General features: G+C 58.7%; 23 protein-coding genes and 3 pseudogenes. 11 read left to right on the forward strand and 15 right to left on the reverse strand.

All coding sequences use genetic code 11. From position 1 onward, the window contains the following. From C934_RS33000 to C934_RS0130080, 5 genes and pseudogenes are all read right to left on the reverse strand, one after another. Nucleotides 1-386: pseudogene (locus C934_RS33000) on the reverse strand (IS21 family transposase); the annotation flags it as partial. 128 nt (nt 387-514) lie between these two features. Next, complete coding sequence (locus tag C934_RS34950) at nt 515-808, reverse strand: adenylate/guanylate cyclase domain-containing protein (RefSeq protein WP_018860223.1); 294 nt, start codon at nt 806-808, stop codon at nt 515-517. A gap of 373 nt (nt 809-1,181) precedes the next feature. Further along, a complete protein-coding gene (locus C934_RS0130070; RefSeq protein ID WP_018860224.1) occupies nt 1,182-1,427 on the reverse strand; it encodes a hypothetical protein in 246 nt (81 codons plus the stop codon). Between the two features lie 377 nt (nt 1,428-1,804). Beyond that, entirely contained in the window at nt 1,805-2,560 is a 756-nt protein-coding gene (locus tag C934_RS33375) for a hypothetical protein (protein ID WP_018860225.1), read from the reverse strand. Nucleotides 2,561-2,677: 117 nt separating this feature from the next. After that, nucleotides 2,678-3,094 carry a hypothetical protein gene (locus C934_RS0130080; RefSeq protein WP_018860226.1) on the reverse strand — a complete coding sequence of 139 codons (417 nt, stop codon included), beginning with the start codon at nt 3,092-3,094 and terminating at the stop codon, nt 2,678-2,680. Between the two features lie 484 nt (nt 3,095-3,578). Between C934_RS0130080 and C934_RS0130085 the strand changes: the two genes are divergently transcribed. Beyond that, a complete protein-coding gene (locus C934_RS0130085) occupies nt 3,579-3,788 on the forward strand; it encodes a dodecin (protein ID WP_018860227.1) in 210 nt (69 codons plus the stop codon). A gap of 378 nt (nt 3,789-4,166) precedes the next feature. Here the strand turns inward: C934_RS0130085 and C934_RS0130090 are convergent, their stop codons facing one another. The 3 genes from C934_RS0130090 to C934_RS0130100 all read right to left on the reverse strand — a co-directional run bounded on the left by C934_RS0130090 (nt 4,167) and on the right by C934_RS0130100 (nt 6,155). After that, complete coding sequence (locus C934_RS0130090; RefSeq protein ID WP_018860228.1) at nt 4,167-4,943, reverse strand: siderophore-interacting protein; 777 nt, start codon at nt 4,941-4,943, stop codon at nt 4,167-4,169. 104 nt (nt 4,944-5,047) lie between these two features. Further along, on the reverse strand, nt 5,048-5,665 hold the full coding sequence (locus C934_RS0130095; RefSeq protein WP_018860229.1) for an O-methyltransferase: 618 nt from the start codon (nt 5,663-5,665) through the stop codon (nt 5,048-5,050). 40 nt (nt 5,666-5,705) lie between these two features. Next, nucleotides 5,706-6,155, reverse strand: coding sequence for a PadR family transcriptional regulator (locus C934_RS0130100; protein WP_018860230.1), 450 nt, complete (start codon nt 6,153-6,155; stop codon nt 5,706-5,708). An 852-nt stretch (nt 6,156-7,007) separates the two neighbouring features. Between C934_RS0130100 and C934_RS0130110 the strand changes: the two are divergent. Next, nucleotides 7,008-7,286 (forward strand): annotated as a pseudogene (locus tag C934_RS0130110) (ABC transporter permease); the annotation flags it as partial. A gap of 72 nt (nt 7,287-7,358) precedes the next feature. Here the strand turns inward: C934_RS0130110 and C934_RS0130115 are convergent. Continuing rightward, the gene (locus C934_RS0130115; RefSeq protein ID WP_018860233.1) at nt 7,359-8,282 is read right to left on the reverse strand and encodes a LysR family transcriptional regulator; all 924 of its coding nucleotides are present in this window, start codon (nt 8,280-8,282) and stop codon (nt 7,359-7,361) included. A 160-nt stretch (nt 8,283-8,442) separates the two neighbouring features. Between C934_RS0130115 and lysA the strand changes: the two genes are divergently transcribed. The 8 genes from lysA to C934_RS0130155 all read left to right on the forward strand — a co-directional run bounded on the left by lysA (nt 8,443) and on the right by C934_RS0130155 (nt 17,647). Then, nucleotides 8,443-9,834, forward strand: a complete 1,392-nt coding sequence (gene lysA, locus C934_RS0130120) for a diaminopimelate decarboxylase (protein ID WP_018860234.1) — start codon at nt 8,443-8,445, stop codon at nt 9,832-9,834. A gap of 80 nt (nt 9,835-9,914) precedes the next feature. Continuing rightward, nucleotides 9,915-11,501 (forward strand): ABC transporter substrate-binding protein, encoded by a 1,587-nt coding sequence (locus C934_RS0130125; protein WP_018860235.1) that lies wholly within the window; start codon nt 9,915-9,917, stop codon nt 11,499-11,501. A gap of 121 nt (nt 11,502-11,622) precedes the next feature. Next, nucleotides 11,623-12,561, forward strand: coding sequence for an ABC transporter permease (locus tag C934_RS0130130; RefSeq protein ID WP_018860236.1), 939 nt, complete (start codon nt 11,623-11,625; stop codon nt 12,559-12,561). Continuing rightward, nucleotides 12,558-13,448 carry an ABC transporter permease gene (locus C934_RS0130135; RefSeq protein WP_018860237.1) on the forward strand — a complete coding sequence of 297 codons (891 nt, stop codon included), beginning with the start codon at nt 12,558-12,560 and terminating at the stop codon, nt 13,446-13,448. The genes C934_RS0130130 and C934_RS0130135 overlap by 4 nt, the downstream gene beginning before the upstream one ends. Before the next feature lie 11 nt (nt 13,449-13,459). After that, nucleotides 13,460-14,458: an ABC transporter ATP-binding protein gene (locus C934_RS0130140; protein WP_018860238.1), complete on the forward strand. Its 999-nt coding sequence runs from the start codon at nt 13,460-13,462 to the stop codon at nt 14,456-14,458. Beyond that, nucleotides 14,455-15,429 carry an ABC transporter ATP-binding protein gene (locus tag C934_RS0130145; RefSeq protein WP_018860239.1) on the forward strand — a complete coding sequence of 325 codons (975 nt, stop codon included), beginning with the start codon at nt 14,455-14,457 and terminating at the stop codon, nt 15,427-15,429. Before C934_RS0130140 ends, C934_RS0130145 begins: the two co-directional genes overlap by 4 nt. 26 nt (nt 15,430-15,455) lie before the next feature. Next, nucleotides 15,456-15,974 (forward strand): L,D-transpeptidase family protein, encoded by a 519-nt coding sequence (locus C934_RS0130150; RefSeq protein ID WP_018860240.1) that lies wholly within the window; start codon nt 15,456-15,458, stop codon nt 15,972-15,974. 110 nt (nt 15,975-16,084) lie between these two features. Then, the gene (locus C934_RS0130155) at nt 16,085-17,647 is read left to right on the forward strand and encodes a D-aminopeptidase (RefSeq protein ID WP_018860241.1); all 1,563 of its coding nucleotides are present in this window, start codon (nt 16,085-16,087) and stop codon (nt 17,645-17,647) included. A 76-nt stretch (nt 17,648-17,723) separates the two neighbouring features. Here C934_RS0130155 and C934_RS0130160 read toward each other — a convergent pair whose 3' ends face one another. Both C934_RS0130160 and C934_RS33010 read right to left on the reverse strand, forming a co-directional pair. Next, entirely contained in the window at nt 17,724-18,203 is a 480-nt protein-coding gene (locus tag C934_RS0130160) for a hypothetical protein (protein ID WP_018860242.1), read from the reverse strand. Nucleotides 18,204-18,472: 269 nt separating this feature from the next. Continuing rightward, nucleotides 18,473-19,219 (reverse strand): HXXEE domain-containing protein, encoded by a 747-nt coding sequence (locus C934_RS33010; RefSeq protein ID WP_083929940.1) that lies wholly within the window; start codon nt 19,217-19,219, stop codon nt 18,473-18,475. A gap of 672 nt (nt 19,220-19,891) precedes the next feature. Between C934_RS33010 and C934_RS0130170 the strand changes: the two genes are divergently transcribed. After that, nucleotides 19,892-20,170, forward strand: coding sequence for an HU family DNA-binding protein (locus C934_RS0130170; RefSeq protein WP_018860244.1), 279 nt, complete (start codon nt 19,892-19,894; stop codon nt 20,168-20,170). A gap of 72 nt (nt 20,171-20,242) precedes the next feature. Here C934_RS0130170 and C934_RS36050 read toward each other — a convergent pair. From C934_RS36050 to C934_RS0130190, 4 genes and pseudogenes are all read right to left on the reverse strand, one after another. Next, nucleotides 20,243-20,359, reverse strand: a pseudogene (locus C934_RS36050) (antirestriction protein); the annotation flags it as partial. An 84-nt stretch (nt 20,360-20,443) separates the two neighbouring features. After that, nucleotides 20,444-21,448: a site-specific integrase gene (locus C934_RS0130180; protein ID WP_018857985.1), complete on the reverse strand. Its 1,005-nt coding sequence runs from the start codon at nt 21,446-21,448 to the stop codon at nt 20,444-20,446. Beyond that, entirely contained in the window at nt 21,445-22,809 is a 1,365-nt protein-coding gene (locus tag C934_RS0130185; protein WP_018857986.1) for a tyrosine-type recombinase/integrase, read from the reverse strand. The genes C934_RS0130180 and C934_RS0130185 overlap by 4 nt, the downstream gene beginning before the upstream one ends. Beyond that, the gene (locus C934_RS0130190) at nt 22,806-24,038 is read right to left on the reverse strand and encodes a site-specific integrase (RefSeq protein WP_018857987.1); all 1,233 of its coding nucleotides are present in this window, start codon (nt 24,036-24,038) and stop codon (nt 22,806-22,808) included. The genes C934_RS0130185 and C934_RS0130190 overlap by 4 nt, the downstream gene beginning before the upstream one ends. Nucleotides 24,039-24,185 lie beyond the last annotated feature (147 nt).

The following is a 24,185-nucleotide window of genomic DNA, read 5'->3' on the forward strand; positions in this document are numbered from 1 at the left end:
CGCATCGTCACCGGCAGCTTCAGCGCCCAAGCGCGATACAAATCACAGTAGCGGCTGTAGCGATATCCATCGGGATGAAGGCCGATATACTCGTCCCAGAGGATCTGCAGCGTCACATGCTTGCGCTTCAGCTCCCGGTGAACATGCCCACAATCCGGCTCGGCACTGCGACGGTGACCGGTCTTCGTGCCGGCAGCCTTATAGAGAGCCGCCTCCAGCACCGCATCGCTGACATCGTTGCCCAAAGGCCAGGAAAGTCCGGCACGCTCCAAACGGCGCAACGTCTCGCGCACCGTCGAGGGGGCCGCACCAACGCGCGCCGCAATCGACTTGTGGCCAAGACCTTCCGCAAATCTGTATCTCAGAATCTCGCGGACACGCCGCATCTTTAGTCTCTCCGCTGGCATCGCGTTCCTTCCTCTCAGGCAACTGAAAGGACGAACGTCTCACCAGCAGGACACCCCGACAAACAGCCCCAATCAGGGGGCGGCATCATCTCGGAACAAGGGGGCGGTTAATTCTCGGAATTGGGGGGCGGCATCATTTCGGAATGCGGGGGCGGATTGCCTCGGAATTCGCACCCAGAAACATCTTCTTGAAATTCAATCGCCGCTCGCATCGCTTCCACCGGGCTCGCAAACTCCGCGAGAAAGCTGTCACCGGCTACAGCGAATATTCGACCAGAGTGCTTTGAGACCAAGCCCGCAATCGCAGTATTGCACGTATTAAAGGCCGCGTGGGTCCGTTCCTCGTCCACCTCCATGAGGCGACTGAACCCAACAACATCGGCAGCAAGAATGACGGCCAATTTGCGTTCCATGGAAAGCAAGATAGCTGACTACGCACTGGAAAACCATTACGGGAAAAATACGAGAATTGTGAATGCTGAGGAACCCACCTCGTGTCAGCACCCCTTCCGCTCAGCGGCGCTCGTAAACTCGACTCAGCCTTTGTTGGTCATCAGTTCAAGGCCGAATACTCGATGGCGGGCTGCCACCAACTCAAGTACTGAAAATCGAGATGCGTTTCTTCCGATCTGTTACGTCGCATATGCAACGAAAAGTCGGCGAATGTCTTTCGGGAGGCGTCCCAGGATGCGTTTGGGAAAAAGCTACCGTTTCTCCCAAATCGCGGGACAAGCCCGATAAGCGACATCTTTGCGGGTTCCCCTTGAGGCAGGCTCACTTTGATGTCAGCTGAGGAACGGTAAGTAAGCGGGCCTTTGATAGCGCCTGGCGGGCCATCTCGGCAACCTCGCGGTCGCGTTCTTCCGCAGCTTGCTTTTGATCCTTGTGTTCATTGTACGCTTGGTCAGGAGATGGTGTGCTTCTCTCCAACCGCGTCTCGATGCCAACTTCCTCCGCAGAGGTCTGAGAAGCGATCAAAGACGACGCAATCAACAGAACGACACTCGCGAAACTCGACATGCGCCCTCTCCGCTGCCAGTTGCCACTCCGTAACAGTATCGACGTGTGATCTTGGCTAAATTAGGATCTTGAGATGCGACTGACGTACTTCCATGATTGTCCGCGTTTGTAGGTCAGGTCTGGTTCTGTCTGGACCGAGTTGCAAAACCATAACGGGTCAATCTGTCAAGGCTTGTGCGGGGCAGACGGACGTGTCCCGCATTGGCTGAAACAGCGTGATTTCGTCCTGATTGGGCTATCCCGCAGACGATGCATCTTGCGGCGACTAGTTGTCCGCCGCCGTTGAACCGTACGCAAGTGCCCGAAGATTAAAAACGCCGTAAAGGGACTGAAAGCGTCGTCGGCCAGAACGTTCCCGGTTCTCAAGTCGCTCTTGCTCAACCCGCATCATAGCGGGAAAGCATTCGCCTTAGCTGATCGTTTTGCAAACGCAACTTTTGAGCCAATTCCTGTCTCAGCTGATTGATTTCGCTGTTTAGCACTACGCTTTCGGAAGCGAATGCTGCTTCAGGCGATACCTGCACTGTTTCGATCTCGGCAATCGGCAAAGAGCGCCGTTTCACCTTCGCCCGTTCAACGCCGGAAGCGCTTTGCGCCGACCTTACCTTACGAATACGCTCGACCCCGGCTTTCTGGCCCATTGCGATTGGCGCGGTGGCTGCGCTGGCATCGCTCGTCAACAATGTGGCCGGTTCGGTCGACTTTCCGCCGCCGTTAGCATTCGCGCTGATAGCATTTCTGGCATTGGCTTCAGGTGCATTCGGCACTGCAGTTGAATGTGAGAGTTCCGCTCGCAGGCTCAACCTGTCCTTCGTCACAAGCCTTATTGTCGTTGCCAGCACGGGCTCGGCGTCGTTGGCCAGAGCAAGGCGAGAAGGCGCCACAATCCTCTCTTGCGGCTCCGGTCGTTGGACGCTGCCATCGAAAGGAGCGGCCGACGGCTCAATGGAAGCCTCTTCAATGAGTTGGGGAGAATCCTGGAGTTCAGATTCCTCGGTGTCAGGAAGCGTTATGGCTTCGACGTCTTTAGCGCCCGGATGCGGTATCTTCGAAGTCTCGTCCTCGAGCTCACCACGTCCTTCTGAGTTACCACGGGATACCAACCCAGTAATCAGTTTCCACGCTGATCTCATCGATCCGCCTCCTCCGACTCGGTGTTGCAAGAACATAGTACCGGGCCGGAGACCGGGCTTGCAATGCTTGCCCGGTCATCAGTCTCATCGTTGTGGAAAACCCGTGATCCTGTTCACTCAAGCCATGCCAAGCTTCTTCCGAAGGTCAGCGTTCTCTGTGCGAAGCTTCTCGGACAATGCCCTTCGGAGCTTCTGGTTCTCTTCCTCGAGCTTCAGAAGATCCGCAAAGTCGTCCGACGCTGGCGCAGGCGCCTCGGCTTTCCGCCGCCCACGCTTCTGAGGTTGCACGGTTTGCTTTGATTTGGTCGGGGCGATTTTATTTCCCGAAACGGGCGTCGCCGAAGCAATGGCCTCACCCTTTTCCGTGTTCTTCCGGCGGCCGCCACGTGTCTTCTTCGCGGGCGTACTCACCGACGTGGCTACAGCCGCTTCAGCGACGGTCTTCGACTTTCGCGGTGCGCGGGACTTCTTCATTTTAGGTTCATTCGCGGCTGCCGTGTCGTTAGTGACAGTGGCTTTGATTTCGTCAGTCATGTGAAACTCCTTGATGGGCGAAATGTTTGACTGTGCAAAGTCACCGCAATCATATGCGCAATTTTCTTTAAAACTTGTTGATCATGACATTCGGGTACCGATCGCGAAACAGCCCCAATTCCACTACCTAAGCACAACCAGTTCGCTCGACAGAAAAAGAGCCACACAATTCCTGCATTTACAATTGGATACTTCCAAGAGCGAATTGCAAAAAAACGTCGCTACTTTTTCGTCAGCGACTCGCCGAAGGCTGAAGGCCCGCCCCCCGGCGCGCCAGAATCTTGTTTCAAACCTCTCCTCGCTCGCTCATAGTCCCTTCATGGCAATCGATTGGTGCGGCGCTGGGGCAAAGTCGAGACGAGCATTTGGGCATGGACGAAATCTCGAATGCCAGTCGGACTTGAGACTCTACGGACGCAAACTTTCCTTCGGATGAGTTGGGCGATCGGGTGCCTAAACGCGACGTCAATGGTGGAGGATGGAAATGAGCGATCACGTCTATAAAAAGGTGGAGCTTGTCGGAAGCTCGAAAGTCTCGGTGACGGAGGCAATTGAGACCGCTATATCACGAGCGTCAAAGACAATGCGAAACCTCGATTGGTTTGAGGTTGATCAGATCCGGGGCCACATTAAGAACGGCTCGGTGGAATACTATCAGGTGGTCATGAAGGTCGGCTTTCGAATAGACGACTAGGCATTGGCTATAGTCACGTTCCCGCTGCAAACGGATGCAATTCACTCATGGCTGCGCTGGTTGCGGCTCAATATGCGACGCCGTTCCACATAACAAAAAACCGATTTTCCCTGAACAGTATCGACGATGGCGCGCCAATGTACGTTGGTAAGGGAAAAGAAGCACATCGTGGTTGCGTTTTAGCCTGGCGCCCGTTTGAAGGGTGGCCGGGCTGTGGTGGACGGTGGGAAACATCGTTACACAGTACGATGCCAGGTTGATGATATGACTTTGGCTTGCACCATGGAACTGGTGCGCGCCAGACCACCTCCCGCGGCACATTCCACCGGGCTCTGTCTACGGCGAGAGAACCGGCTTACATGCACTGGCGGCCGAGCCTCAATCCTCGAACTTTTCCGTCGTGTCGGCCTTGCCCTCCACCCAGTAACCGGATGCGCGCAACCAGTTGGCTGGATGCTTGCGTTCATCGGTGAGATAACTGCGAATGCGCCGCGTAACCGAGCCTTCCGCGGCGATCCAGACAAAAGTTCCAGGTTCGACGGCTATGTCGCTTAGGCGGTCGATCAGACGGGCAGGATCAGCCGCATTCTCTCGATAAATCCAATGGGCAGTAAGATTCGCTTTCGTCTCGAAGACCTGCTCGTCCTCAGAGCCCGGCACGGCCACGACGGCGGTCACCAACGTACCCAATGGCAGCTCCTCGATACGGCGGCCGATCGAAGGAAGGGCCGTTTCGTCTCCGATCAGCAGCCAGGAGCGGATTGGTCCTGATATGATCTGGGAGCCGCGGGGGCCGCCGATCTGTATCATGTCGCCCGGACGAGCGGTGAGTGCCCATTGCGTCGCCGGACCGGCATCGTGAACGGCAAAGTCAATTGCGAGCGTGCGTGTCGCCACATCATATCGCCGGGGCGTATAATCCCGCATTGTCGTTCCGCCGGCACCGTCGGGCACGAAGATCTTGATGTGATCACCCGCCGACAGCGAGGTGAAGTCCTCAAGCTCCTCGCCTCCGAGGGTGATGCGGATCATATGCGGAGTCAGCCGCTCGGTGGATAGGACGTTCAGCTGCCGCCGTTTCAGCTCGTGGCGCACGCGCTCTATGCGCGGGCTGTTTGCGACTTCGGTCAGCCGGTCGCCTTGCAATATATTCATGTATTCGTTCCTTTGCTGTCTGTCGTCGTACGACAGTGGAAAAAGACGGCGAGCCGGCAAAGCATTTCCATCGGGAAGTTCTCGAGAAGCATTTCGAGCTCCGCCTAGTCCGGCTCGAAACGGCTGACTTCAAGGCCAGCACCCACCGGAAGCAATATGCTCGTCATCCCCGGCTTCGCGCGCACGGCCCTCCCATACATCTTCACGTTCTCGTCGCCAGGCCGCAGCATATTGTCCGCGACGACGATCGCGCCGGGGTTGAGTTTGGGATAGAAGGCTTCCAGGCACGGAATGTAGAGATCCTTCCACAGGTCGAGCAGCACGAAGTCGACGCCAAAAGGCAGTGCGCTGATCATCTCCACTGCATCTCCGACCTTGAAATCGATGTAGTCAGAGAGACCGGCAGCCACCGCGCGTTCCTGAGCGTACAGTGACTTGTATTCGTGAATTTCCATGGTGATCAGGCGCCCGCCGCTCGCCCTGGCAGCCTCGGCAAGCCAAATGCCGGAATAACCGAAGGAGGTCCCGATCTCCAAGATCGCGGGGGACTTCTGGCTTTTGGCGACGATGTTGAGAAACCTTCCTGTCTCCGGACCCACAGCCCTCATACGGCGGTCCTGTCCACCATCACGACCGCCTGGCGGCATTTCCCGTGGCCGCGCCTGCTCCTCGCGGATGAGAGCATGATACGCTTCAAGAACAGCTTCGATCTTCTGGTCCATTGTCTTTACCTTTTGAACGCCTGGTGCCTCCCAGCATCACTCAACGGCGTTCGATTGCCCGCGCCGCCTCGTCCAGGATGTTGGCGATATCACCTGTCGTCGCCTCATCCGGCGGCCCCTTTCGAAGCCGCAGCCGCAAGGCGAGCTTCAGGTTTTCCATCGCTCGGATGATCGCGTCTGGAACCTCATCGTGCCCCCGCTCGCCCGGTACGGCCCGGGTCAGCAGTTCCTCCACGAGCGATCTGTTGGCATCTATAAAGGCTCTCCCCTGCTCCGTGACATGATAGAGCTTGCGCCCCCCCTCCTCGAGTTCGATTGAGGCGTAACCCATGTCGTCGAGCCATGCGAGCGTCGGATAAATGACGCCTGGACTGGGTGTATAGTTGCCTCCGAGGCGCTGCTCGATTGCCTTCATCAACTCATAGCCGTGGAAGGGACGCTGAAAGATCATCGCGAGGATTAGCAGGCGTAGCTCGCCATAGTCGAACATCCGCTTGCCGCCCCTGCCCCGATGGGGCCGTCCATGGTGATCATCAGAAGCGTCTAAAGGTCCGTGTTTCATGCTTACTGAATATATCTCGATATATCGCAAATCAAGATATATCGAGATATATGACGAAAATGTAATCTCCTGTTGACAGGGGGCTCGGTTGTCCAAACCGTCCTGCTCATCCAGCACCGGGGACATCTGCGGTGACCGGCTAACCAGGCGAGCTAAAACGGGCGCCTGGGCGCCCCGAGAGAGTATTTCTACCGGCGTTCTCGCTCCTTGCGTCCATCGCGTCGGTGGTCGTGCCCAAATTTCGAACTACATCGTTGGAACAATGGGTGGACCAGCATGCACCTTGGAACACGAGTAAGGACCCGATGCCCCGCGTCATAATCATCGAATGGAAGTCGATAGATGGTACCCTTTTCGTTCATTTTCCCGAGCCGTTTCCAATGGCACCCTTGGAATGGAAAGCCTTTGCCGCCCTCTTCGATCGGATCGGTTTCCAGCCGGGGCAGAAAGATATTCGCACGATGCCTCCTTCCACAGACGCGCCACGGCGTCTAGCAGATGGCTTGATGGCGCTCGGGTACTCGCTGGAGCATCGAGGTGACGTCCCAGAGTCAATCATCAAATAGGCGCGGTTACGCCCCGTTCCCCCATCAACTGAGAAATGCCAATCTGGCTTCAGCTCCCTTTGGCACGTGACGATTGTGCAGCAATCATAAGCAAACATCTGCGTGCATTTTCGATAGACTTTCGCTTGTCGTCTGTCAGGATGGCCGGCAATGGAACTCTTTATTCGCAACATGATGGCCGCTCCGTGCCGGCAACTTTGTGGTCGTGACCCAAATTGCCGGATCGATGCCGCAGTTCGGCTTGCTCCTGATCCTCGTGCTGCTGCCGCTTCAGGTACTGTCAGGCGCCATGACGACGCGCGAGAGCATGCCTGATATTATCCAGAATATCAGGCTGCTGGCACCGAACACGCACTTCGTCATTCTGGCGCAGGCGGTCCTGTTTCGAGGAGCACAGCTCGACGTGGTCTGGCCACAGCTTCTGGCGCTTCTCGTCATCGCGAGCGTGTTTTTCTGGCTGGCGCTGCGCCGTTTCAGACTTTTCCTGCGTTAGGTCATGGCGTGCGACCTAAGGTGTGCCGTGCAGCCAAGAAGCTGGGCGTTCAAGCCCGCGGCGTGGTCTGCCTTACTTTCTATCCAGCGCGGAGTGCAAAGTTGCCCGCATCTCGTTGGCAGCCTCGGTCAGGACCGAGAGGAACCTCTCAATGACCGTCGATCGCGTCCTTCGAACCGGGCGCCATACGGCAAGCGTGTACGGGACGCTGACGCTTAGCCTACGCAATACCACCCCCTTGTCGACATGGGTTGCAGCAGTCAGCGGATTGATGATTGACACACCTACACCGGCGGCAACCATCGAACATACGCTGGTGGCCGTCGTCGTCTCGACAGCATAACTGCGCGAAATGCCTGCAGCCAGGAATATGTCGTCAAGTTTTCTTCGATAGGGATCGTCCTGCGAGAAATAGACAAACGGTACGCCATCGAAATCTGCGGGTTCGAGGAGGCCCTTTTGCGAAAGCCTGTGACCGATCGGCACGACGCATACTTGATCGCCAACGTCGATCCGCTGAGAGGCTACGCCAGCATATTCGAACCGGCCTTCGGTCACCCCCAAGTCGAAGACCGTTGTTGCCATTTCATGTTGCAGCGAAACCTCCTCCAACGAATGCAGGGAGAGATGAACCGCCGGGCGATGCTTCAGAAGCTTTTGCGCCACGCGTGGGATGATGGAATCCGCATAGGCCGGGATCGTGGCGATCCTTAGGTTGGAAGCGTTGTGCATGCGGATCGCCGACGCAGCACGGCTGATTTCTTCCATGCCGAGGAAGGACCGGCGAACGACTTCATGTAGCAAAAGTGCCTGGTTCGTGGGTGTCAAACGCTTGCCGAAGCGCACGAAAAGGTCGAAGCCGATCCGCTGCTCCATTTCTCTGAGCTCTCGGCTGATGGTCGGCTGTGACGTTCCCAGTGCCGCGGCCGCCGCGGTCACGCTTTTGCTGATCATGATGCTGTTAAAGACCTCAATCTGGCGTTGGTTGAGCCTCATCGGTCTGAGCCTTTCGCTTCGGTGCCTTTCCCCTCCTGACGAGAGCGCAGGTGAAGGCTCTCATATATCAGAAATGAATAAGAGCGCCCTATCAATTATTTCCCTCAGGATTCAGGGTCTGAAACTATCGCTGCCGGAACCCAAACAAGCGTGACGGGCGATGACAAAATACGTCGAAGAAGAAACCTGGCAGGATGACGACCGGCGCTGGCTCGCCTATCGAGCAGGCGCTCTGCATATCGAGGACGTGCGGCTGGGCGCGGTTGCCGCCGCCATTCCAACGCCTTTTTACTGCTACTCGGCCGGCGCCATCCGATCGGCGTACAGGACACTTTCGCGAGCCCTCACCCCCATCGACGTCGCGATCTGCTACGCCGTCAAAGCCAATAGCAACATCGCCGTCCTTCGCCTGCTTGCAGAACTCGGATGCGGGATGGACATCGTTTCCGGAGGAGAGCTGGAGCGTGCACTGGCAGCGGACGTACCTGCGTCAAGGATCATCTTCTCCGGCGTCGGAAAGACCCGCGCGGAGATCGCCCGCGCAATTGAGGTCGGCATTCACCAGATCAATGTCGAGTCAGCGGCCGAAATCAGCGTGGTCGCCGAGGTCGCCCGTGCACTCGGCAAGCGCGCGCCGGTCGCATTGCGAGTCAATCCCGACGTCGATGCCAAGACGCACGCGAAAATCACCACCGCTACGAAGGACAGCAAGTTTGGAATCGCGATCGGCCAGGTGGCCGACCTCTACGCCCAGGTTGCTGCGGCGCCTGATTTGGAAGCGGTTGGCGTCGCCGTTCACATCGGATCGCAAATACATGACATGGAGCCGTTCCGGCGCGCCTTTTCGGCAATGGCCGAGCTGGTAACGGAGATGCGCGGCAGGGGATTGTCCGTGCCGCGCCTCGACCTCGGCGGCGGCATTGGGATTGCCTCCGGCGATAAGCCGGGCCCGGACATTGGGCGCTATGCCGCGATCATCGCCGAGACAGTTGGCCATCTCGGCTGCAAACTTGCCGTCGAGCCGGGCCGCTGGCTCGTCGGGCGGGCCGGGTTGCTGGTGAGCGAGTTGCTTTACCTCAAGGACATGCAGGACGGATGCATGGGCATCCTGGACGCGGGAATGAACGACCTTATGCGCACGGCGCTCTACGACGCCCACCATCCGGTTCTTCCCCTTCAGGAACCGCAACTCAACGATGCGGCGTGCACCTATAGCCTCGTCGGGCCAATTTGCGAAAGCTCCGACAAATTTGGACGCTACGATGGGCTCGGTGAACTGCGGGCCGGTGAGCTTTTGGCTTTCGATCTCGCCGGCGCCTACGGCGCGTCGATGTCATCGACCTATAACTCACGCGATCTTCTTGCCGAGGTACTTGTGGACGGCGATCGGTTCAGGACAATCCGGCGCAGGCAGGGCATTCAAGAAATGCTACAACTCGAGCATGGGGGAGCCTGGGAGCGTCCTGCACCGGGCGGAGGAGTGATGGGCGAACCTGTTTTGCACGGGGGCACAAAAGGCACCGGGAGGGAATTGGCAGACGCTGAACAATAATTGGACCGGGAACCGGACAAAACCGGGGAAGCGACAAGCGCTGCCCCGGATGGGGAAATAAGAAAAAGAGGGAATTTCAAATGCTGAACAAAGCCAAGTTTATGATGGCGACGGGCCTCATTACGCTTGCGATGGCTTCGACCAGTCTTGCGGCCGACCATGTCTTGAAGATCGCCTATCAGGAGGATCCGAAGACCGTTGACGTCCAGATGACGCAGGATTTCTACACACTGCCGCTCAACGTTTACGACCGGCTCGTAGAGGCCGAAACGAGCGGGCCGGGCCAGTCGCAGCTCACCCCCGGGCTTGCCGAGAGCTGGGAAGTTTCGCAGGACGGCAAGACCTACATATTCCACCTGCGCAAAGGCGTTCTGTTTCACAACGGCGAGGAGCTGACTGCGGATGACGTCGTCTACACCTTCGACCGCATGCTCGACCCCAAGACCAAGGCGCTGAGCACCGATATTCTCAATTTCGTCGATGGTGCCACCGAGCGCCTGGACGGATCCGCCACCACGGTCCCCGGTCTGCAGGCGGTGGACAAATATACTGTCAAGATTGTCCTGAAGGAGCCTTACGCGGCCTTCATCGCCCTTTTGGCGAGCCCCGGTGCGTCGATCTACAATCGCAAATTCACCGAACCGCTCGGCGACAAGTACGGCCTTACGCCGGAAACGACCAACGGAACCGGGCCGTTCAAACTGACGGAATACACCCTCAACGACAGTCAGGTCCTTGAGGCCAACGACAAGTATTTCAAGGGTCGCCCGAAGCTCGACCAGATCGTCATCCGCGTGGTCGCCGATGCCGAAACACTGCGACTTCTCTTCGAGTCGGGCGAGCTGGATGTGTTCGATATCGACTACGCATCGTCGCAGCTGCCCTATTTCGCCGGCAGTGACCAATGGAAGGACCAGATTCGATCCGGTCCACGCGTCGGCATCTATTACTACCACATCAATCAGGCGCTGAAGCCCTTCGACGACGTGCGCGTCCGCAAGGCGTTCCAGATGGCCATCAACCGCCAGGAAATTCTCGACAAGAATTTCTATGGCAAGGGCAAGTTGGAAAACGGCGTCATGCCGCGTGGACTGACCTGCTATGCCGAGGCCAAGCCGATCGAGTACAACCCGCAGAAGGCCAAGGCGCTGCTGGCAGAGGCTGGCTACCCCAACGGCGTAGACATCAAGCTGACCCAGGCCAGCAATTGGTCCTCGCGTTGGTCCGATATGAACCAGATTATCCAGGCCCAGATCAAGGAATCTGGCTTCAACGCCGAGATCAACACGATGGACGAATCCGCATATTTTGCGGCCCGCAAGGCGGGGACCGTCGACAACTACACGCAAAACTGGTCGGCGGACTTTAATGATCCGGACAATTTCTTCTACACGTTCTTCAGCAAGAGCGGCACGTCGGTTCGCGGTTACAACAACAACGACGAGGAGGTCTTTGCGGCGCTCGACAAGGCGCGCTCGATGACCAACCCTGAGGAACGCTGCGCGCTGTACCAGAAGATGACGGATCGGATCGTGCAGGACGATGCAGCCTGGGTGCCGCTATTCAGCCTTGACCACAACTATGTCGTTCAGCCCCGGGTGAAGAACTTCGTGGTGCCGTGGAACGGCTGGAGCGACATGAGCTACTACAAGATGGAAGTCGAATAGGACTTAACCGGCGTGGCGGGCCTCGAAAGGGGCCCGCCATCCTCTTGTTTCCCTGCGGTTTCGCAGGATCCATTTGCCGGCGATCCTTGTTCCGGCGAGATTCGATGAAAGACCACTTTCGATGCTGACCTTCGTGATAAAGCGCATCGCGATGTCGATCCCAGTTCTGATCGGCATCACGGCGCTGCTCTTCATCATGCTCAACGTGATACCCGGTGATCCCATAGCGCTTCTGATGAAGGAGCATGCCAGCGCCGATGTCATCAACCGCGTGCGCGCCCAGATGCACCTCGACGATCCGTTGATCACGCGATACTTCAGGTTCCTTTTCGCCGCCCTTCAAGGCGATCTCGGAGTGTCGATCAAGCTCAATCGCGACGTGACGACGCTCATCCTCAATGCATTCCCGAGCACGCTCATCTTGACGATCTGTGCGGCACTCGTGTCCTGGGTGATCGGCATTCCAGTGGGCGTGCTGTCGGCGGTCAGGCGGGATTCGCTGCTCGATCACCTGTTCATGGGCTTCTCGCTTCTTGGGGTTTCGATGCCGATCTTCTGGTCAGCCCTGCTGATGCAATATGTCTTCGCTCTGAAGCTGAAATGGCTGCCTGTGTCCGGTTTTTACGGATACCAGTATGTGATCATGCCAGCGATCGTGCTCGGATGGAGTTCGGCTGGCGTCATCGCCCGCCTCACCCGCTCCAGCCTGCTTGAGGTCATGCGCCACGATTATATCCGCACGGCTCGCGCCAAGGGCCTTCGCGAATTGATGGTGATCCGCCGACATGCGCTGAAGAACGCGCTTATCCCGGTCGTGACCATCATGGCGATCCAGGTCGCGGGGCTGCTGTCGGGCGCAGTCATCACCGAAGCGATCTTCGGCATCCCCGGCGTAGGCCGCATTTCGGTCAGCGCCATCCAGGCGCGCGACATGCCGCTTCTGCAGGGCTCGGTGCTATTCGCCACCGTCCTCGTCATCTTCGGCAATCTCGTTGCCGATATCCTCTATTCGGTTCTCGACCCCCGCATTCGCTCCGAAATGAAGGGAGGTTCGAAATGACTGAGATCGCCGAAACCATCCCGGACATTGCGGATGATGCGGGCAACGACAGTTTCCTGCGCGACGGCATCAGGATCTTTTGCAGGAACCGAATGGCGATGGCCGGTCTGATCATGGTCGGGTGTCTTGTCTTCGTGGCGCTGTTCGTTTCCTTCATCAGTCCGCATGATCCCTACCGCGTGGCGCTGAACGAGCAGTTCCGACCGCCGTCCACCACCTATTGGCTCGGTACGGACAACTTCGGCCGGGATCTCCTGACCCGCATTCTTTATGGCGCCCGGATATCTCTGGTCGTCGGTATCGTGCCGAGCTTCATCTCCCTGATGATTGGAGCAGTCCTTGGTGTTGTCAGCGGCTACTACGGCGGTCGGGTCGACTTCATGATCATGCGGCTGGCCGATATGATGATCGCCTTCCCGTCGCTCCTGCTGGCGATGGTGGTGATGTACACGCTTGGGGCGAACCTCTTTAACATCTTCATCGCGCTCAGCCTCGTTGGCTGGGCCGGAGTGGCCCGCGTGGTGCGCGCACAGACACTCGCCGTCAAGGAGAAGGAGTTCATCGAGGCGGCGCGCGCGAACGGTACGAAGAAGGTGGCGATCATGGTCGGCCACATCTTCCCCAACGTCGTTCCGACACTGATTGTTCTCTTTTCGCTCAGCATTCCCGACGCGATCATGTGGGAATCGAGCCTCAGCTTCCTCGGCGTCGGCGTCCAGCCTCCCGAAGCCAGCTGGGGTCTCCTGGTGGCCAAGGGCAAGGAATATCTCTTCTCCGCACCCCTGGTTGCGATCATGCCCGGCGTTGCGATCCTGATCACGGTGCTGGCGTTCAATTTTGTCGGCGACGGACTGCGTGACGCGCTCGATCCCTACATGAAGGACTGAGGGGCGCGACGATGACAAACCGAGACAAATTGCTCAGCGTGCGCAACCTGCGCACGGAATTCAAGACGCAGAACGGCCCCGTCCGGGTTGTTGACGGTGTGTCGTTCGACGTCGGGCGCGGCCGGATCGTCGGTCTGGTCGGGGAATCCGGCTCCGGCAAGAGCATCACGGCGCTGTCGCTGATGGGATTGGTGCCTTCGCCGCCGGGAACGGTGAGTGCCGATAGCATTATCCTTGACGGGACCGATCTGGCGCGGCTGAACAGCGACGAGATGCGGCGCAAGCGCGGCCGCGAGGTTTCAATGGTATTTCAGGAGCCAATGACCTCGCTGAATCCGGTGAAGACCATGGTTCAGCAGGTTGGCGAGCCCCTTGCCATTCACACCGGCCTCAACAAGCGCGCCATCCGTGAAAAGGTGCTGCAGATGTTCGAGACGGTGGGCATTCCAGAGCCAAAGGCACGCCTCGACGTTTATCCGCATCAACTTTCGGGGGGGTTGCGCCAGAGGGCGATGATCGCCATGGGGCTGATCTGCGAACCGAAGCTCCTGATCGCCGACGAACCGACGACGGCGCTCGACGTAACCACGCAGGCGCAGATCCTCAGGCTGATGATGGCACTGCGCGACCGAGCCGGCACTGCAATCATCATGATCACCCACGATCTCGGTATCATCGCCGAGATGTGCGACGAGGTGAACGTGATGTATGCCGGCCAGATCGTCGAACAGGCCGGTGTCTTCGACCTCTTCGACCGACCGTCGCATCCCTATACGCGCGGCCTGCTCGCTTCGATCCCGAAAGCGACGGAAAAACGCACGGCGGAACGCCTGAACAGCATTCCAGGTGTGGTGCCGAATCTTGCGAAACTTCCAGCGGGCTGTCGTTTCCACCCCCGCTGCGGCGATGCGATGCCAATCTGCAAGCTGAAGCAGCCTGAACTGACGGATCTCGGCAATGGCCACAAGGCGCGCTGCTGGTTGCATGACAAAGAGGGAGCAAAGGCGTGAGCGACGTTCTGATTTCCACCGCAGGGCTGAGCAAGCACTACCCTGTCGGCACGGGCTTCTTCCGCTCTCAGCATAAGGTGATCCGCGCCGTGGACGGCATCGATCTCGAGATCCGCGAAAGGGAAACCTTCGCGCTTGTGGGGGAGTCGGGCTGCGGCAAGACGACGCTCGGCCGCGTGATGCTTCGGCTGATCGAGCGCACGGAAGGGACCGTGCACTATCGCGGTCAGGATTTGCACGCGCTCGACGAGGCTGCAATGCGGGCCATGCGCAAGAAGCTGCAGATCGTCTTTCAGGATCCATTCGCCTCCCTAAATCCGCGCAAGCGCGTCAAGGATATTTTGGCCGAGCCTTTGCGCGCACACGCATATGGTACCCGAGCCGAAATCGAAGAACGCTGCGGCGAGCTGCTCGATATGGTCGGGCTGCGCCGACAGCTCCTGCGCCGCTATCCCCACCAGTTCAGCGGCGGGCAGCGGCAGCGCATAGGCATTGCAAGGGCGCTTGCCAACAATCCCGAATTCGTTGTCTGCGACGAGGCCGTCTCGGCACTCGATGTCTCGATCCAGGCGCAGGTCTTGAACCTCTTGCGCGATCTCCAGGAGCAACTGAAGCTAACCTATCTCTTCATCACCCACGATCTGAGCGTGGTACGCCAGTTTGCCGATCGGGTCGGTGTGATGTTCCTCGGGCGGATGGTGGAAGTCGGGACGACAGAGGAAATTTTTGCCAGGCCGCGCCATCCCTATACGATGTTCCTGATGTCGGCGGTTCCGCGTCCCGATCCGCATCAGCGAAACCGCGAACGGCCGCTGCTCACCGGCGACATTCCGAGCCCGATGAACCTGCCGTCCGGATGCCGCTTCCATACGCGCTGTCCCTTTGCGCAGGCGATCTGCCGGAGCGAGGAGCCTGCGCTGTCGGACCGCGGCGGCCACACGGTCGCATGCCATTTTCCACTGGACCAGTGATTTCACGTCAAGAAAGGTGTTCGACTTTGGATCTGATCGTATCGCGCAACGGCGACGGCTGGCAGGCCGCCTATGGAGATAAGCGCTGGCGCTGTGCCATTGGCCGCGGCGGCATGCGTCCCGCCAACGAAAAGGTCGAAGGTGACGGTGCGAGCCCGATCGGGCGCTGGCCGATCCGCCAGCTATTCTACCGCGCCGACCGGATCGGCAAGCCCGTATCGCCTTTTCCCTGCCGCGCCATCGACCGCCTCGACGGCTGGTGCGACGACCCCGTGCACCCGGACTACAACCGCCAGGTCAAGCTACCCTTCGCCGCGAGCCACGAGGAGATGTGGATGGAGGACGACGTCTATGACATCGTCGTCGTCCTGGGGCATAATGACGACCCGCCGGTGGCGGGGGCAGGCAGTGCGGTTTTCCTGCACATCGCCCGGCCAAACTACTCTCCGACGGCGGGCTGCGCGGCGCTCTCGCGTGAGGATCTGCTTTCCTTCCTTGCCGCCGCTGAGCCCTCCACGCATCTGCGTTTTTCCGAGGCGAGCTGACGTCTTGCCGATGGCGGTTTAGCCTTCATCGACCCATCCTGAAAAGACGCGCCCGTTTCGGGCGCCCTACCCTCCGCTTCCATAGATCGCGATAATTCAAGGCACGCGTCATGACCAGCATCGACACCACCGCGCTAGAGCGGATGCTCAACCTCCTGCCGGGCCGCTACAAGGGACCCGGCGGCGTTGCAGGGGTGGTGAAGGATGGAAAGGTGATCGCCCGGCGCGCCTGGGGGTTCGCCGACATGTACCGCAAGGTACAGATGACGGCCGAGACGCGCATGCCGATCTGCTCGCTCTCCAAACAGTTCACCTGCGCGCTGCTGCTTGATCAGTTTGGCGATCCCGCAGTGCTGGACCACAGGGTCAGCGCATATCTTCCGCGCTATCGCGACAGGCTGCCAAGCGTTGCGGAACTCTGCCACAACCAGTCGGGCTTGCGCGACTACTGGGCGCTGACGGTTCTGCAGGGTGCCAAACCGGAGGCGGAGTTTACGCGCGAGCACGCACTCCCGCTGCTTGGGCGCTCGAAGACCGGCCACTTCCCGGCAGGCGAGCTCTACTCCTACAACAACGGCAATTTCCGCATCCTCGGCGAGATGATCGAGGACGGCACGGGCCGCTCCTTCGGCGAGCTTTTGCGGGAGAGGATTTTCGCACGCGCCGGCATGAAGACGGCCGAGCTCGCGCCAGACACCCGCTACCCCCCCGACGGGGTGGTCGGCTATGAGGGTAGCGACGACGTCGGCTTTCTTCCGGCGGAAAACGGCGTCTACTGGTTTGGCGACGCCGGGATTGTTGCCTCGCTCGACGACCTGCTGGCCTGGGAATGCCATATCGACGAGACGCGTGACGAGCCTGACAGCCTCTATAATCGCATATCGGGTCCGGTGACCTACCGAAACGGGACGCCGGCAAGCTACGGCTTTGGGCTGCGCCGCGATACCTGGCGCGGCGCCAGGATCACTGGCCACGGCGGCGGCCTGCGCGGTTTCAGCTCGTTTCGGCTTCACGCAGCAGAGGAGCGCATTTCGGTGGTTGTGATGTTCAACCACGATGCAAGCTCGTTTACAGCTGCCACCGCAATTCTCGACGCTGCGCTCGGGCGCGAAGCTTCGAACGAAACCGTTCACCCCGAAGACTGGGACGGGTTGTGGTTCGACGATGACCAGGGTCTCATACTTAGAACCGTTCAAGACACCACTGGCATCAAGCTCCACTACGCCCCCTCCGCGGCGCGGCTTACCGTCTCCCCGGACGGTGTCGCCCGCGGCCACGCGCTCGCCCTGAAGAAACAAGGTGAGATGCTCGTCATGCGTCGTGAGAGTGAAAACCTTGAGGTGACGGCCCGTCCTCTCACCCCTGTCGAATGGGCCGACGGCGTAGGCATCGCTGGACGCTACTGGTCGGAAGAACTCGAAGCTCACCTCGATATCGAAGCGCGCGGCGGTGCCGCTTATGCCAGCTTCGAAGGCATGTTCGGAACCGGCCCGGTGGAGCGCATGTATGCTCTCGCCGTGGATGTCTGGATCATCACCACCAGACGGTCGATGGACGCCGCTCCACCCGGCGACTGGACGGTCCAGGTCCACCGTGACGCCGATGGTAGCGTATCGGGCCTCACCGTCGGCTGTTGGCTTGCCAGAAAGATTGCATATCTGCCCTGTGGATGAGGTCCGATCGACATGCGGCTTTCGCTTCGAGGGTCTTTGAGCCGCCGTCCCTCGGAACTTTGCAGAACTCAGCTCTCTACCCTCGATCGCCCTCGAACAGCTTGAGCGCCTCGGGTTTGAGATTGCCCAGTAGATCAACATCCGTCTTGTGTACGAGTATGGTCTTGGCGTGACCGGAAGGTGGTTCGACAATCCCGGTTTTCATCCACCGCTGGATAGAGCGCCCGAGTGGGACACAAGCTTCTCGAGCGTTGGCAAGGGCTAGCAAAAACTGTGAATCCATTTCGTGCATTCCAATTTTAAAATAGCCTGGATCGAGACTACGCGCGATTTGTGACCGCAGTTGCCCCAATTCGAGAGTTTCCGCATCGGTAATCCATAACTCGGCAATCTGCATGGACGTATCAAGTTTCTCATAGGCAATTGGGACCTGACTAAGTCGGTCGTCGTTACCTTCAAAAAGGTTTTTGGGTAGATCGTCCTCAATGATGAAGTATCCCTTGAAGTCGATGCCTTCGAAACCCTTTATTATCAAGGATGGCCTGACGAATGGCATCGGCACTCTCTTCAAAGCGGCGCAGAGAGAAAAGGTATCTTCGATGACTGTCTGAAATGATCGGTTTCGATCTGCAGCGGTCAGTTGTTGTCGCGTTAAATATGATTGATAACAGGCCGCAATCGCGGCAATGCCGGTAACTATAACCGCAACGTGGTCTAACGACCCGTCTCCCTAGTGCCAATAGCGGTCATTGCGTCCCAATCGAATTCGACTAAGCCTTTACTGCTATCTCAAGAGGGGACGCTTTTGAATTTGCTTCGACTCTCTCACACCTTCGCCGAGTTCTCTGCGAGGCCGAGTCGAGCTCGATGACCCCGTGGGTTCCACCGCTCCAGCTCCTCTGGAGCGAATGGATACGGCGAGTTTTTGTCGGTGAGAAGCGTGAAGCCCACCCACATGATCAACACAGCGCTAAAGAAGGCGAAGTAGCCAAAGCCGGCGGCCCAGTTCCAGAGCAGCACGGTCTGGTGGGAATACACCTCGACGAGGTACCACGTGCTGAGAGGCAGGTATAATAATAGCACCGTGACCATGCCGGGGTTGTAGAAGTACTTGAGCTTGATGTTGAAGGCGATGGCGTGAACGATCACCTGTCCGAACCCGAATAGCACGATCCCGAAGCCCATCCAGATGGCGTCTGGGAAAAGGACCGGTAGGAGCGTGATCGGGTACGCCGCCCAAACGTTGATGAACAGGTTGTTGTTCTGGTTGAGCGGATTCCGGTCGAAGGGGCCGCCTTTTGGCCTGATTATTTCGTTGTAGTACCATGGAAAGCCGCCAGGCCAGCCGAGTTCCTCGAACTGGTGCAGCGTAAGAGCCGCGAAGAAGAGCAGCAGGATAATCTGCACCGTCTGGAGATTGCCAAGGAGAGCGACCGCGATCGCGATGGCTCCAAACGCGAGTCCCAGGTTGTACCAATGCCTGCGAAGGAAATTCATTCTGCACACCTCTGATTTCTGCAGCCGCGCCTTGTTATAATCAAAGACTTTCCAAGCAAGCAACGTGGCTTTCATGCACTGGTACTTGGCGCTGAATTGACCGGGCTACAGCGTGGGGACTCGCACCGCCTCAACTTAGAAAGTGATCAGGGCTGACCCGTTGCCTACCGCCAGGCAGTGCCGCGTCATACTGGCAGGCTTGCCAAGCACCGTCTCCCGAGAAGTTATTACCTGTCCTGTACGTCGACCACACCATGCGGGGTGGTTCCGAGTGTCCTGATGGGGGCCCAATAACTGACTTGTACACAGTTTCAATTAATGTAGCACAACCGCGACCCATTCAAGCCACCGCATTTCGCCTCCCCTTGACTGAGGTCATGTTCTAAATCGGAGCTTCGACAGGCCGGCGCTACAGCACCCAGTCAAGTCCTGGCAGTTAAAGAGTATAAGTCGCACCCGTTAGCTGCAATGCCGCCATTTTGTGGTACGAACCACGCGTGGCACCCTGACGTTGGGCTGCGCACATGGTTCCCTCGACGTCGGTTCTGAGGCAGCGACGGTAGACCGCCCTCTTTTATGACATTGTCGGCTTATTCTGGCCAAACCGCGACCCGACCAGCAGTCCCCGCTGGCGAATTTTAATCAGAAGCTGTGGAAATCAGTCGTTTAACCCTCTTTTACTGCGGTGCGCCGATGACAGCGCGAGAAGCGGATGGCAGGGATTCTCAATTGACGAAAGGGGAAACAATGACAACCACCAACGAAATCGCTGACAAGATCGCCGCCGAACATGGCCTGACCAAAGTTCAGGGCAAGGCAATCGTTGAAGCCGTGATCGCCTCCATCACCAGCGCAGCCGTCGCCGGCAACGAAACGTCCCTGCCGGGCTTTGGCAAGTTCAAGGTGAAGACAACACCGGAGCGCGAGGCCCGCAATCCATCCACCGGTGCAACCATCAAGGTGGCCGCTGCCAGAAAGCTGAGCTTCCAGCCGGCAAAGGCGCTGAAGGATGCATTGAACAAGTAAATGGGAAGGACCCCGCTCGGATTGGGCGGGGTCCTGCTTTCCATGTGGCGTTGTCAGGTGTGAAAGGGCGGCTCACGCCGCCCCCTCGTCTGCGATGTGCGGTTGCAGGTGGTGCAGGTAATCGACGGCACGCTGTGCCTGTGAGGCCGCCGCAAAGATCGCGCGCCTGTCGCCGCGGAGCACCGTCAGTTATCCGCAGCAGCCCATAATGTGAAGGAATGCGACCAGATTGGCTGAAGGCCAGGGTTTCTGACCACATTCCTCCGCATTATTTCAGAGCGTGTCGAGCCAGGCGAGAACGCTCGCATCGCGCTTCCACGAGGGCTGATGGCCGGGTGTTTCGGGAGCGCTGACCTGCTCCAATGCCTTGCGCTTCGTTTCAAGGTTGGCTCTGGCATAGTGGTTCGTGGTATCGAGGCTCACATGACCGAGCCAGCTACGGATAACCGTGACGTCGATGCCCGCCGATATGAGGTGCACAGCGGTTGCGTGCCGGAAGGCGTGAGGTGTCACATGCTTGTCGCGTAGTGTTGGCGTGGTCTCGGCCGCCGCCCTCACATAGGCGGCAAGTTTGAACCGGACCCCCGACGCGCTGAGCGGTTCGCCATAGCGGTTGACGAACAGTTGCTGGTCTGGCGCCCGCGGTTGACGTTCGAGCAGCTTCTTCAACAACATTACGGTTTCCGGCCAGAGTGGGCAGATACGTTCTTTTCGACCCTTACCGGTCAGCCGCACGCAGCTTGGACTTTCGAACCGGATCGCATCGGGGCACAGGTCGAGCGCTTCCTGTATTCGCGCGCCGCTGTTGTAGAGCAACGAGAGCAAAGCGTGATCGCGCATCCCTTCGAGTGTCGAACGATCAGGCTGAGCCAGGATCGCCGTCACTTCGATGGGGTCCAGATAACAGGGTTCCGACACCGGTCCGCGCTTTATTGGGATGTTGAGGATTTCGACGCACTGCGCGATCAATCCGGGATCCCTGGTCGCAACGAAGTTGAAGAAGCTGCGTATCGCTGCAAGCCGGCAGTTGCGCGTGCCGATCGTGCCGCCGCGTTCGTGTTCGGCGTGACCGAGGAACGCGATGACCTCTCCAGCGGTCAGATCGATCAGCGTGATCATCGCCACCTTCTTGCCTGAGCGCTGTGCAACGAACCGGAGGAAGAGCCGCCAGGCATCGCGATACGAACGCACCGTATGGATGGAGGCGTTGCGCTGTTCGGCCAGCCATTCGTAGAAGAACGCGCGCAGCAGGTGTGGGAACCGATTGTTCTTGGTCATGCCCGTACCTCCGGCCCGATATTGAGGCATGGCGCGCCAAGCACGCGGAACCGCTCATTGGCTTGATGCAGAAGGTCCTGCGTAACGGTGATGTAGACTAGGGTCGAGTTGATGTCCCGGTGGCCAAGATAGGTAGCGAGGAACGGGAGACGATCCTGAGGGTTGATCCCCGCCTTGTACCATTCGAGGATCCGGTTCACGACCATCGAGTGCCTCAGGTCGTGCAGGCGAGGCCCTGTTCGTCCCTGAGGCGGTTTCAACCCGGCCCGGCGTATGACGTCGACGAGCAACCAGGCGACTGTTTCTTTAGTGTAGCGGTCACCACGCTGCTCGTGCCAGAACAGGCCGGAGCGCGGATCATGAGATCCATCGGCGCGGCGTCGCGCGTCGATATATGCTCGAAGCTCCGCCATCACGCTGTCGGGAAGTGGCAGTATCCTGGTCTTGTAGAACTTGGTCTGGCGGATCGTGATCGTGCCGCTCTGGAAGTCAACGTCACCAAGATCGAGGCGGGCCAGTTCGCTTCGCCGCAGCCCCGCGCAATAGGCGACCAGCAGCATCGTGTAGATGCTCAATGGCCGAAGCGGCGCCCGTGGCGAGGGGTAAGAACGGGCGATATCGAGCATACGCCTCACGTCGGCCGGGGTGTAAATATGCGGTTTGCGCCATTGCTTGGCCACTTCCTTTTCCGGGCGTGGGTCGGGTCGGCGGGGTGGGATTGATGGATCCTGGTGGCGGAGGATTCTCGCAAGGACCCGCTTCAGCATTTCGCACTCGTTCGGATGATTGCGCGTTGTTTTTGCCGCAGACCAGTACTGGAGCATCACCGCGATTGGCTGCCCCTGAAGCGCAGGGTTCAACTGCAGGAACCGGTCGAACCGCGAGAGCCACACCGTTTGAGAGGTGTATTTGTAACCGCGGTTGCGCATCAGCGTGACGTGATCGGCCATCATTTCGCCGAGCACACTGCCGAATGACCTGGGCTGGTATAGTTCGGCAAGCGCGCTATCCGGATCGCGGGAGGCCAGCGCCCGCCACACCGGCATGCACTGCTTGATATTGCAAGCTTCACGCAGCACGGCGACGGGATTGCGTTCGATCGCTCCGGTTTCCTCAAGGTGATCGAGGAACCGATCGATAATCCGGGTGCGGTGCAGCCGTGTCGTCGAGGCCCACCGGCCCGACGATACCTGCAACCATGCCACCAGCATGTCTTTGTCGAGTTTGGCGTGAAGTTCGGCGACATCCTGGAAGATGTTGAGCGCCTGCCTGTAGTAAATGCGGCTATTCGTGGTGCGCAGGTTGAGGCTTGCAATGTAGCGCGCGATCAACTGGCGCTTAGGGTCGGGCCACATCGTCATGAACGCACCTCCTGTCCCGGCACGTCGAGCGCGATGGCCCGGAGATCCTCGGTGGCAAGCTTCAGATAGGGAGCCGTGGATTCGGCAGAGCGATGCCCGAGCAGGTCGCCGATCACTTTCTGGGGCACAGCGGCGCGCAGCATTTCGACTGCACGTGCGTGGCGGAAGATATGGGAACCGCTCTTGCCAGCCGGCTTAATTCCGGCATCCTCAAGTCGCCGCCGCACCATGCTGGCCAGCAAGCCGAGCTTGCGATAGGGCGCACGTGTGCGGACGAAGATTTCTCGGGCATCGGTCACAGGCCGCCCCGCCTGCAGATAAGCGAGCACCGCTTCACCTACCGGCGCCATCAAGGGAAGGAATGAGTATGCCCGGGTCTTGGTGTGCCTGATGCGGATGGCTTCCGTACGCCAGTCGATGTCCTCGATCCGTAAATTGCAGATTTCGCCCGATCTCAGGCCATAGGTCGCAAGCAGTTGCAGGATGGCAAGATCGCGCAGCCCCACCGGCGTCTTGTCCTCCCCCGAGACCTGCAGAACCGCAGCGACCTGATCCGGCGTAAGGATCGAAGGCACTCCCTCATAGGCATAGAGCAAGGGGGCGACGACGTGCGGCGACAAGTCGATCGCAGTGCGCCCCGTCCGATGGAGATAGCGCAGCATCGAACGAAGTCGCTCCGCCACATCCTTCACCGACTTGCGCGTCTGGTGACGGCTGCGCGTGTCCATGTAGCAGTCGATGTCGCCCACGGTCATTGTCATCAGACTGTCGGGGCCGTGTCGATCGAGCTGCCAGGCCAGAAAGTTCCGGCCCTCCCACATCAACGCGTCGATGCTGGCCGCAGCAAGACCTCGTTCCTCGCGCAGCCAGGTCTCGTATTCCTCACAGATCGCAAAGCGCAGTGCGTCGGCAGCGCAGGTCGCTTTCGGCGCGGATGGCCACTGCCCCTGTGCGAGTCGCAGCAATGCATGGATTCCAGAACGCGGAATCGAGTGCCAGTTCTTCCCCGGTGAACAGCCACGGCGTTCGCGGAACATCGCAATCGCATATTGCAGGTACTGAGCCACCAGATCTTCCGACACATCCATGATTGGAAGGTCACGCTGGGCAAGATAGTCGAGAAACCCACGTGCGTACGCGCAGTAGTTCCCGATCACTACAGGGCTGTATCGTTGCTCGGTCAGCAAAATCCTGAGCTTGGAGATAGGTTCGTAATCGGCATTCAACATTATTTTTTCCTTTGCTGGTCAAAATGACAGCAAAGGTTCGACCGAAAATAATGCTGAGCAAATCCCGTCTACGAAAGCTGGATCCCGCGGATTTCAAGCGTTGTAGCCGCGTTCCTTCACATTATGGGCTGCTGCGGATAACTGACG

The organism is Rhizobium sp. 42MFCr.1, assembly GCF_000377185.1.
GTDB lineage: Bacteria > Pseudomonadota > Alphaproteobacteria > Rhizobiales > Rhizobiaceae > Rhizobium > Rhizobium altiplani.

Excerpts from the sequence above, each read along its gene's own strand:
- C934_RS0130170 (WP_018860244.1), top strand. The coding sequence starts at position 19,892 with ATGACAACCACCAACGAAATCGCTGACAAGATCGCCGCCGAACATGGC.
- C934_RS33375 (WP_018860225.1), bottom strand. The coding sequence starts at position 2,560 with ATGAGATCAGCGTGGAAACTGATTACTGGGTTGGTATCCCGTGGTAAC.
- C934_RS0130160 (WP_018860242.1), bottom strand. The coding sequence starts at position 18,203 with ATGCCATTCGTCAGGCCATCCTTGATAATAAAGGGTTTCGAAGGCATC.
- C934_RS0130070 (WP_018860224.1), bottom strand. The coding sequence starts at position 1,427 with ATGTCGAGTTTCGCGAGTGTCGTTCTGTTGATTGCGTCGTCTTTGATC.
- C934_RS0130100 (WP_018860230.1), bottom strand. The coding sequence starts at position 6,155 with ATGTTCGACTATGGCGAGCTACGCCTGCTAATCCTCGCGATGATCTTT.
- C934_RS0130155 (WP_018860241.1), top strand. The coding sequence starts at position 16,085 with ATGACCAGCATCGACACCACCGCGCTAGAGCGGATGCTCAACCTCCTG.
- C934_RS0130190 (WP_018857987.1), bottom strand. The coding sequence starts at position 24,038 with ATGTTGAATGCCGATTACGAACCTATCTCCAAGCTCAGGATTTTGCTG.
- C934_RS0130115 (WP_018860233.1), bottom strand. The coding sequence starts at position 8,282 with ATGAGGCTCAACCAACGCCAGATTGAGGTCTTTAACAGCATCATGATC.
- C934_RS0130180 (WP_018857985.1), bottom strand. The coding sequence starts at position 21,448 with ATGACCAAGAACAATCGGTTCCCACACCTGCTGCGCGCGTTCTTCTAC.
- C934_RS0130090 (WP_018860228.1), bottom strand. The coding sequence starts at position 4,943 with ATGAATATATTGCAAGGCGACCGGCTGACCGAAGTCGCAAACAGCCCG.
- C934_RS0130080 (WP_018860226.1), bottom strand. The coding sequence starts at position 3,094 with ATGACTGACGAAATCAAAGCCACTGTCACTAACGACACGGCAGCCGCG.
- lysA (WP_018860234.1), top strand. The coding sequence starts at position 8,443 with ATGACAAAATACGTCGAAGAAGAAACCTGGCAGGATGACGACCGGCGC.
- C934_RS0130140 (WP_018860238.1), top strand. The coding sequence starts at position 13,460 with ATGACAAACCGAGACAAATTGCTCAGCGTGCGCAACCTGCGCACGGAA.
- C934_RS0130085 (WP_018860227.1), top strand. The coding sequence starts at position 3,579 with ATGAGCGATCACGTCTATAAAAAGGTGGAGCTTGTCGGAAGCTCGAAA.
- C934_RS0130095 (WP_018860229.1), bottom strand. The coding sequence starts at position 5,665 with ATGGACCAGAAGATCGAAGCTGTTCTTGAAGCGTATCATGCTCTCATC.
- C934_RS0130185 (WP_018857986.1), bottom strand. The coding sequence starts at position 22,809 with ATGACGATGTGGCCCGACCCTAAGCGCCAGTTGATCGCGCGCTACATT.
- C934_RS33010 (WP_083929940.1), bottom strand. The coding sequence starts at position 19,219 with ATGAAAGCCACGTTGCTTGCTTGGAAAGTCTTTGATTATAACAAGGCG.
- C934_RS0130130 (WP_018860236.1), top strand. The coding sequence starts at position 11,623 with ATGCTGACCTTCGTGATAAAGCGCATCGCGATGTCGATCCCAGTTCTG.
- C934_RS0130135 (WP_018860237.1), top strand. The coding sequence starts at position 12,558 with ATGACTGAGATCGCCGAAACCATCCCGGACATTGCGGATGATGCGGGC.
- C934_RS0130125 (WP_018860235.1), top strand. The coding sequence starts at position 9,915 with ATGCTGAACAAAGCCAAGTTTATGATGGCGACGGGCCTCATTACGCTT.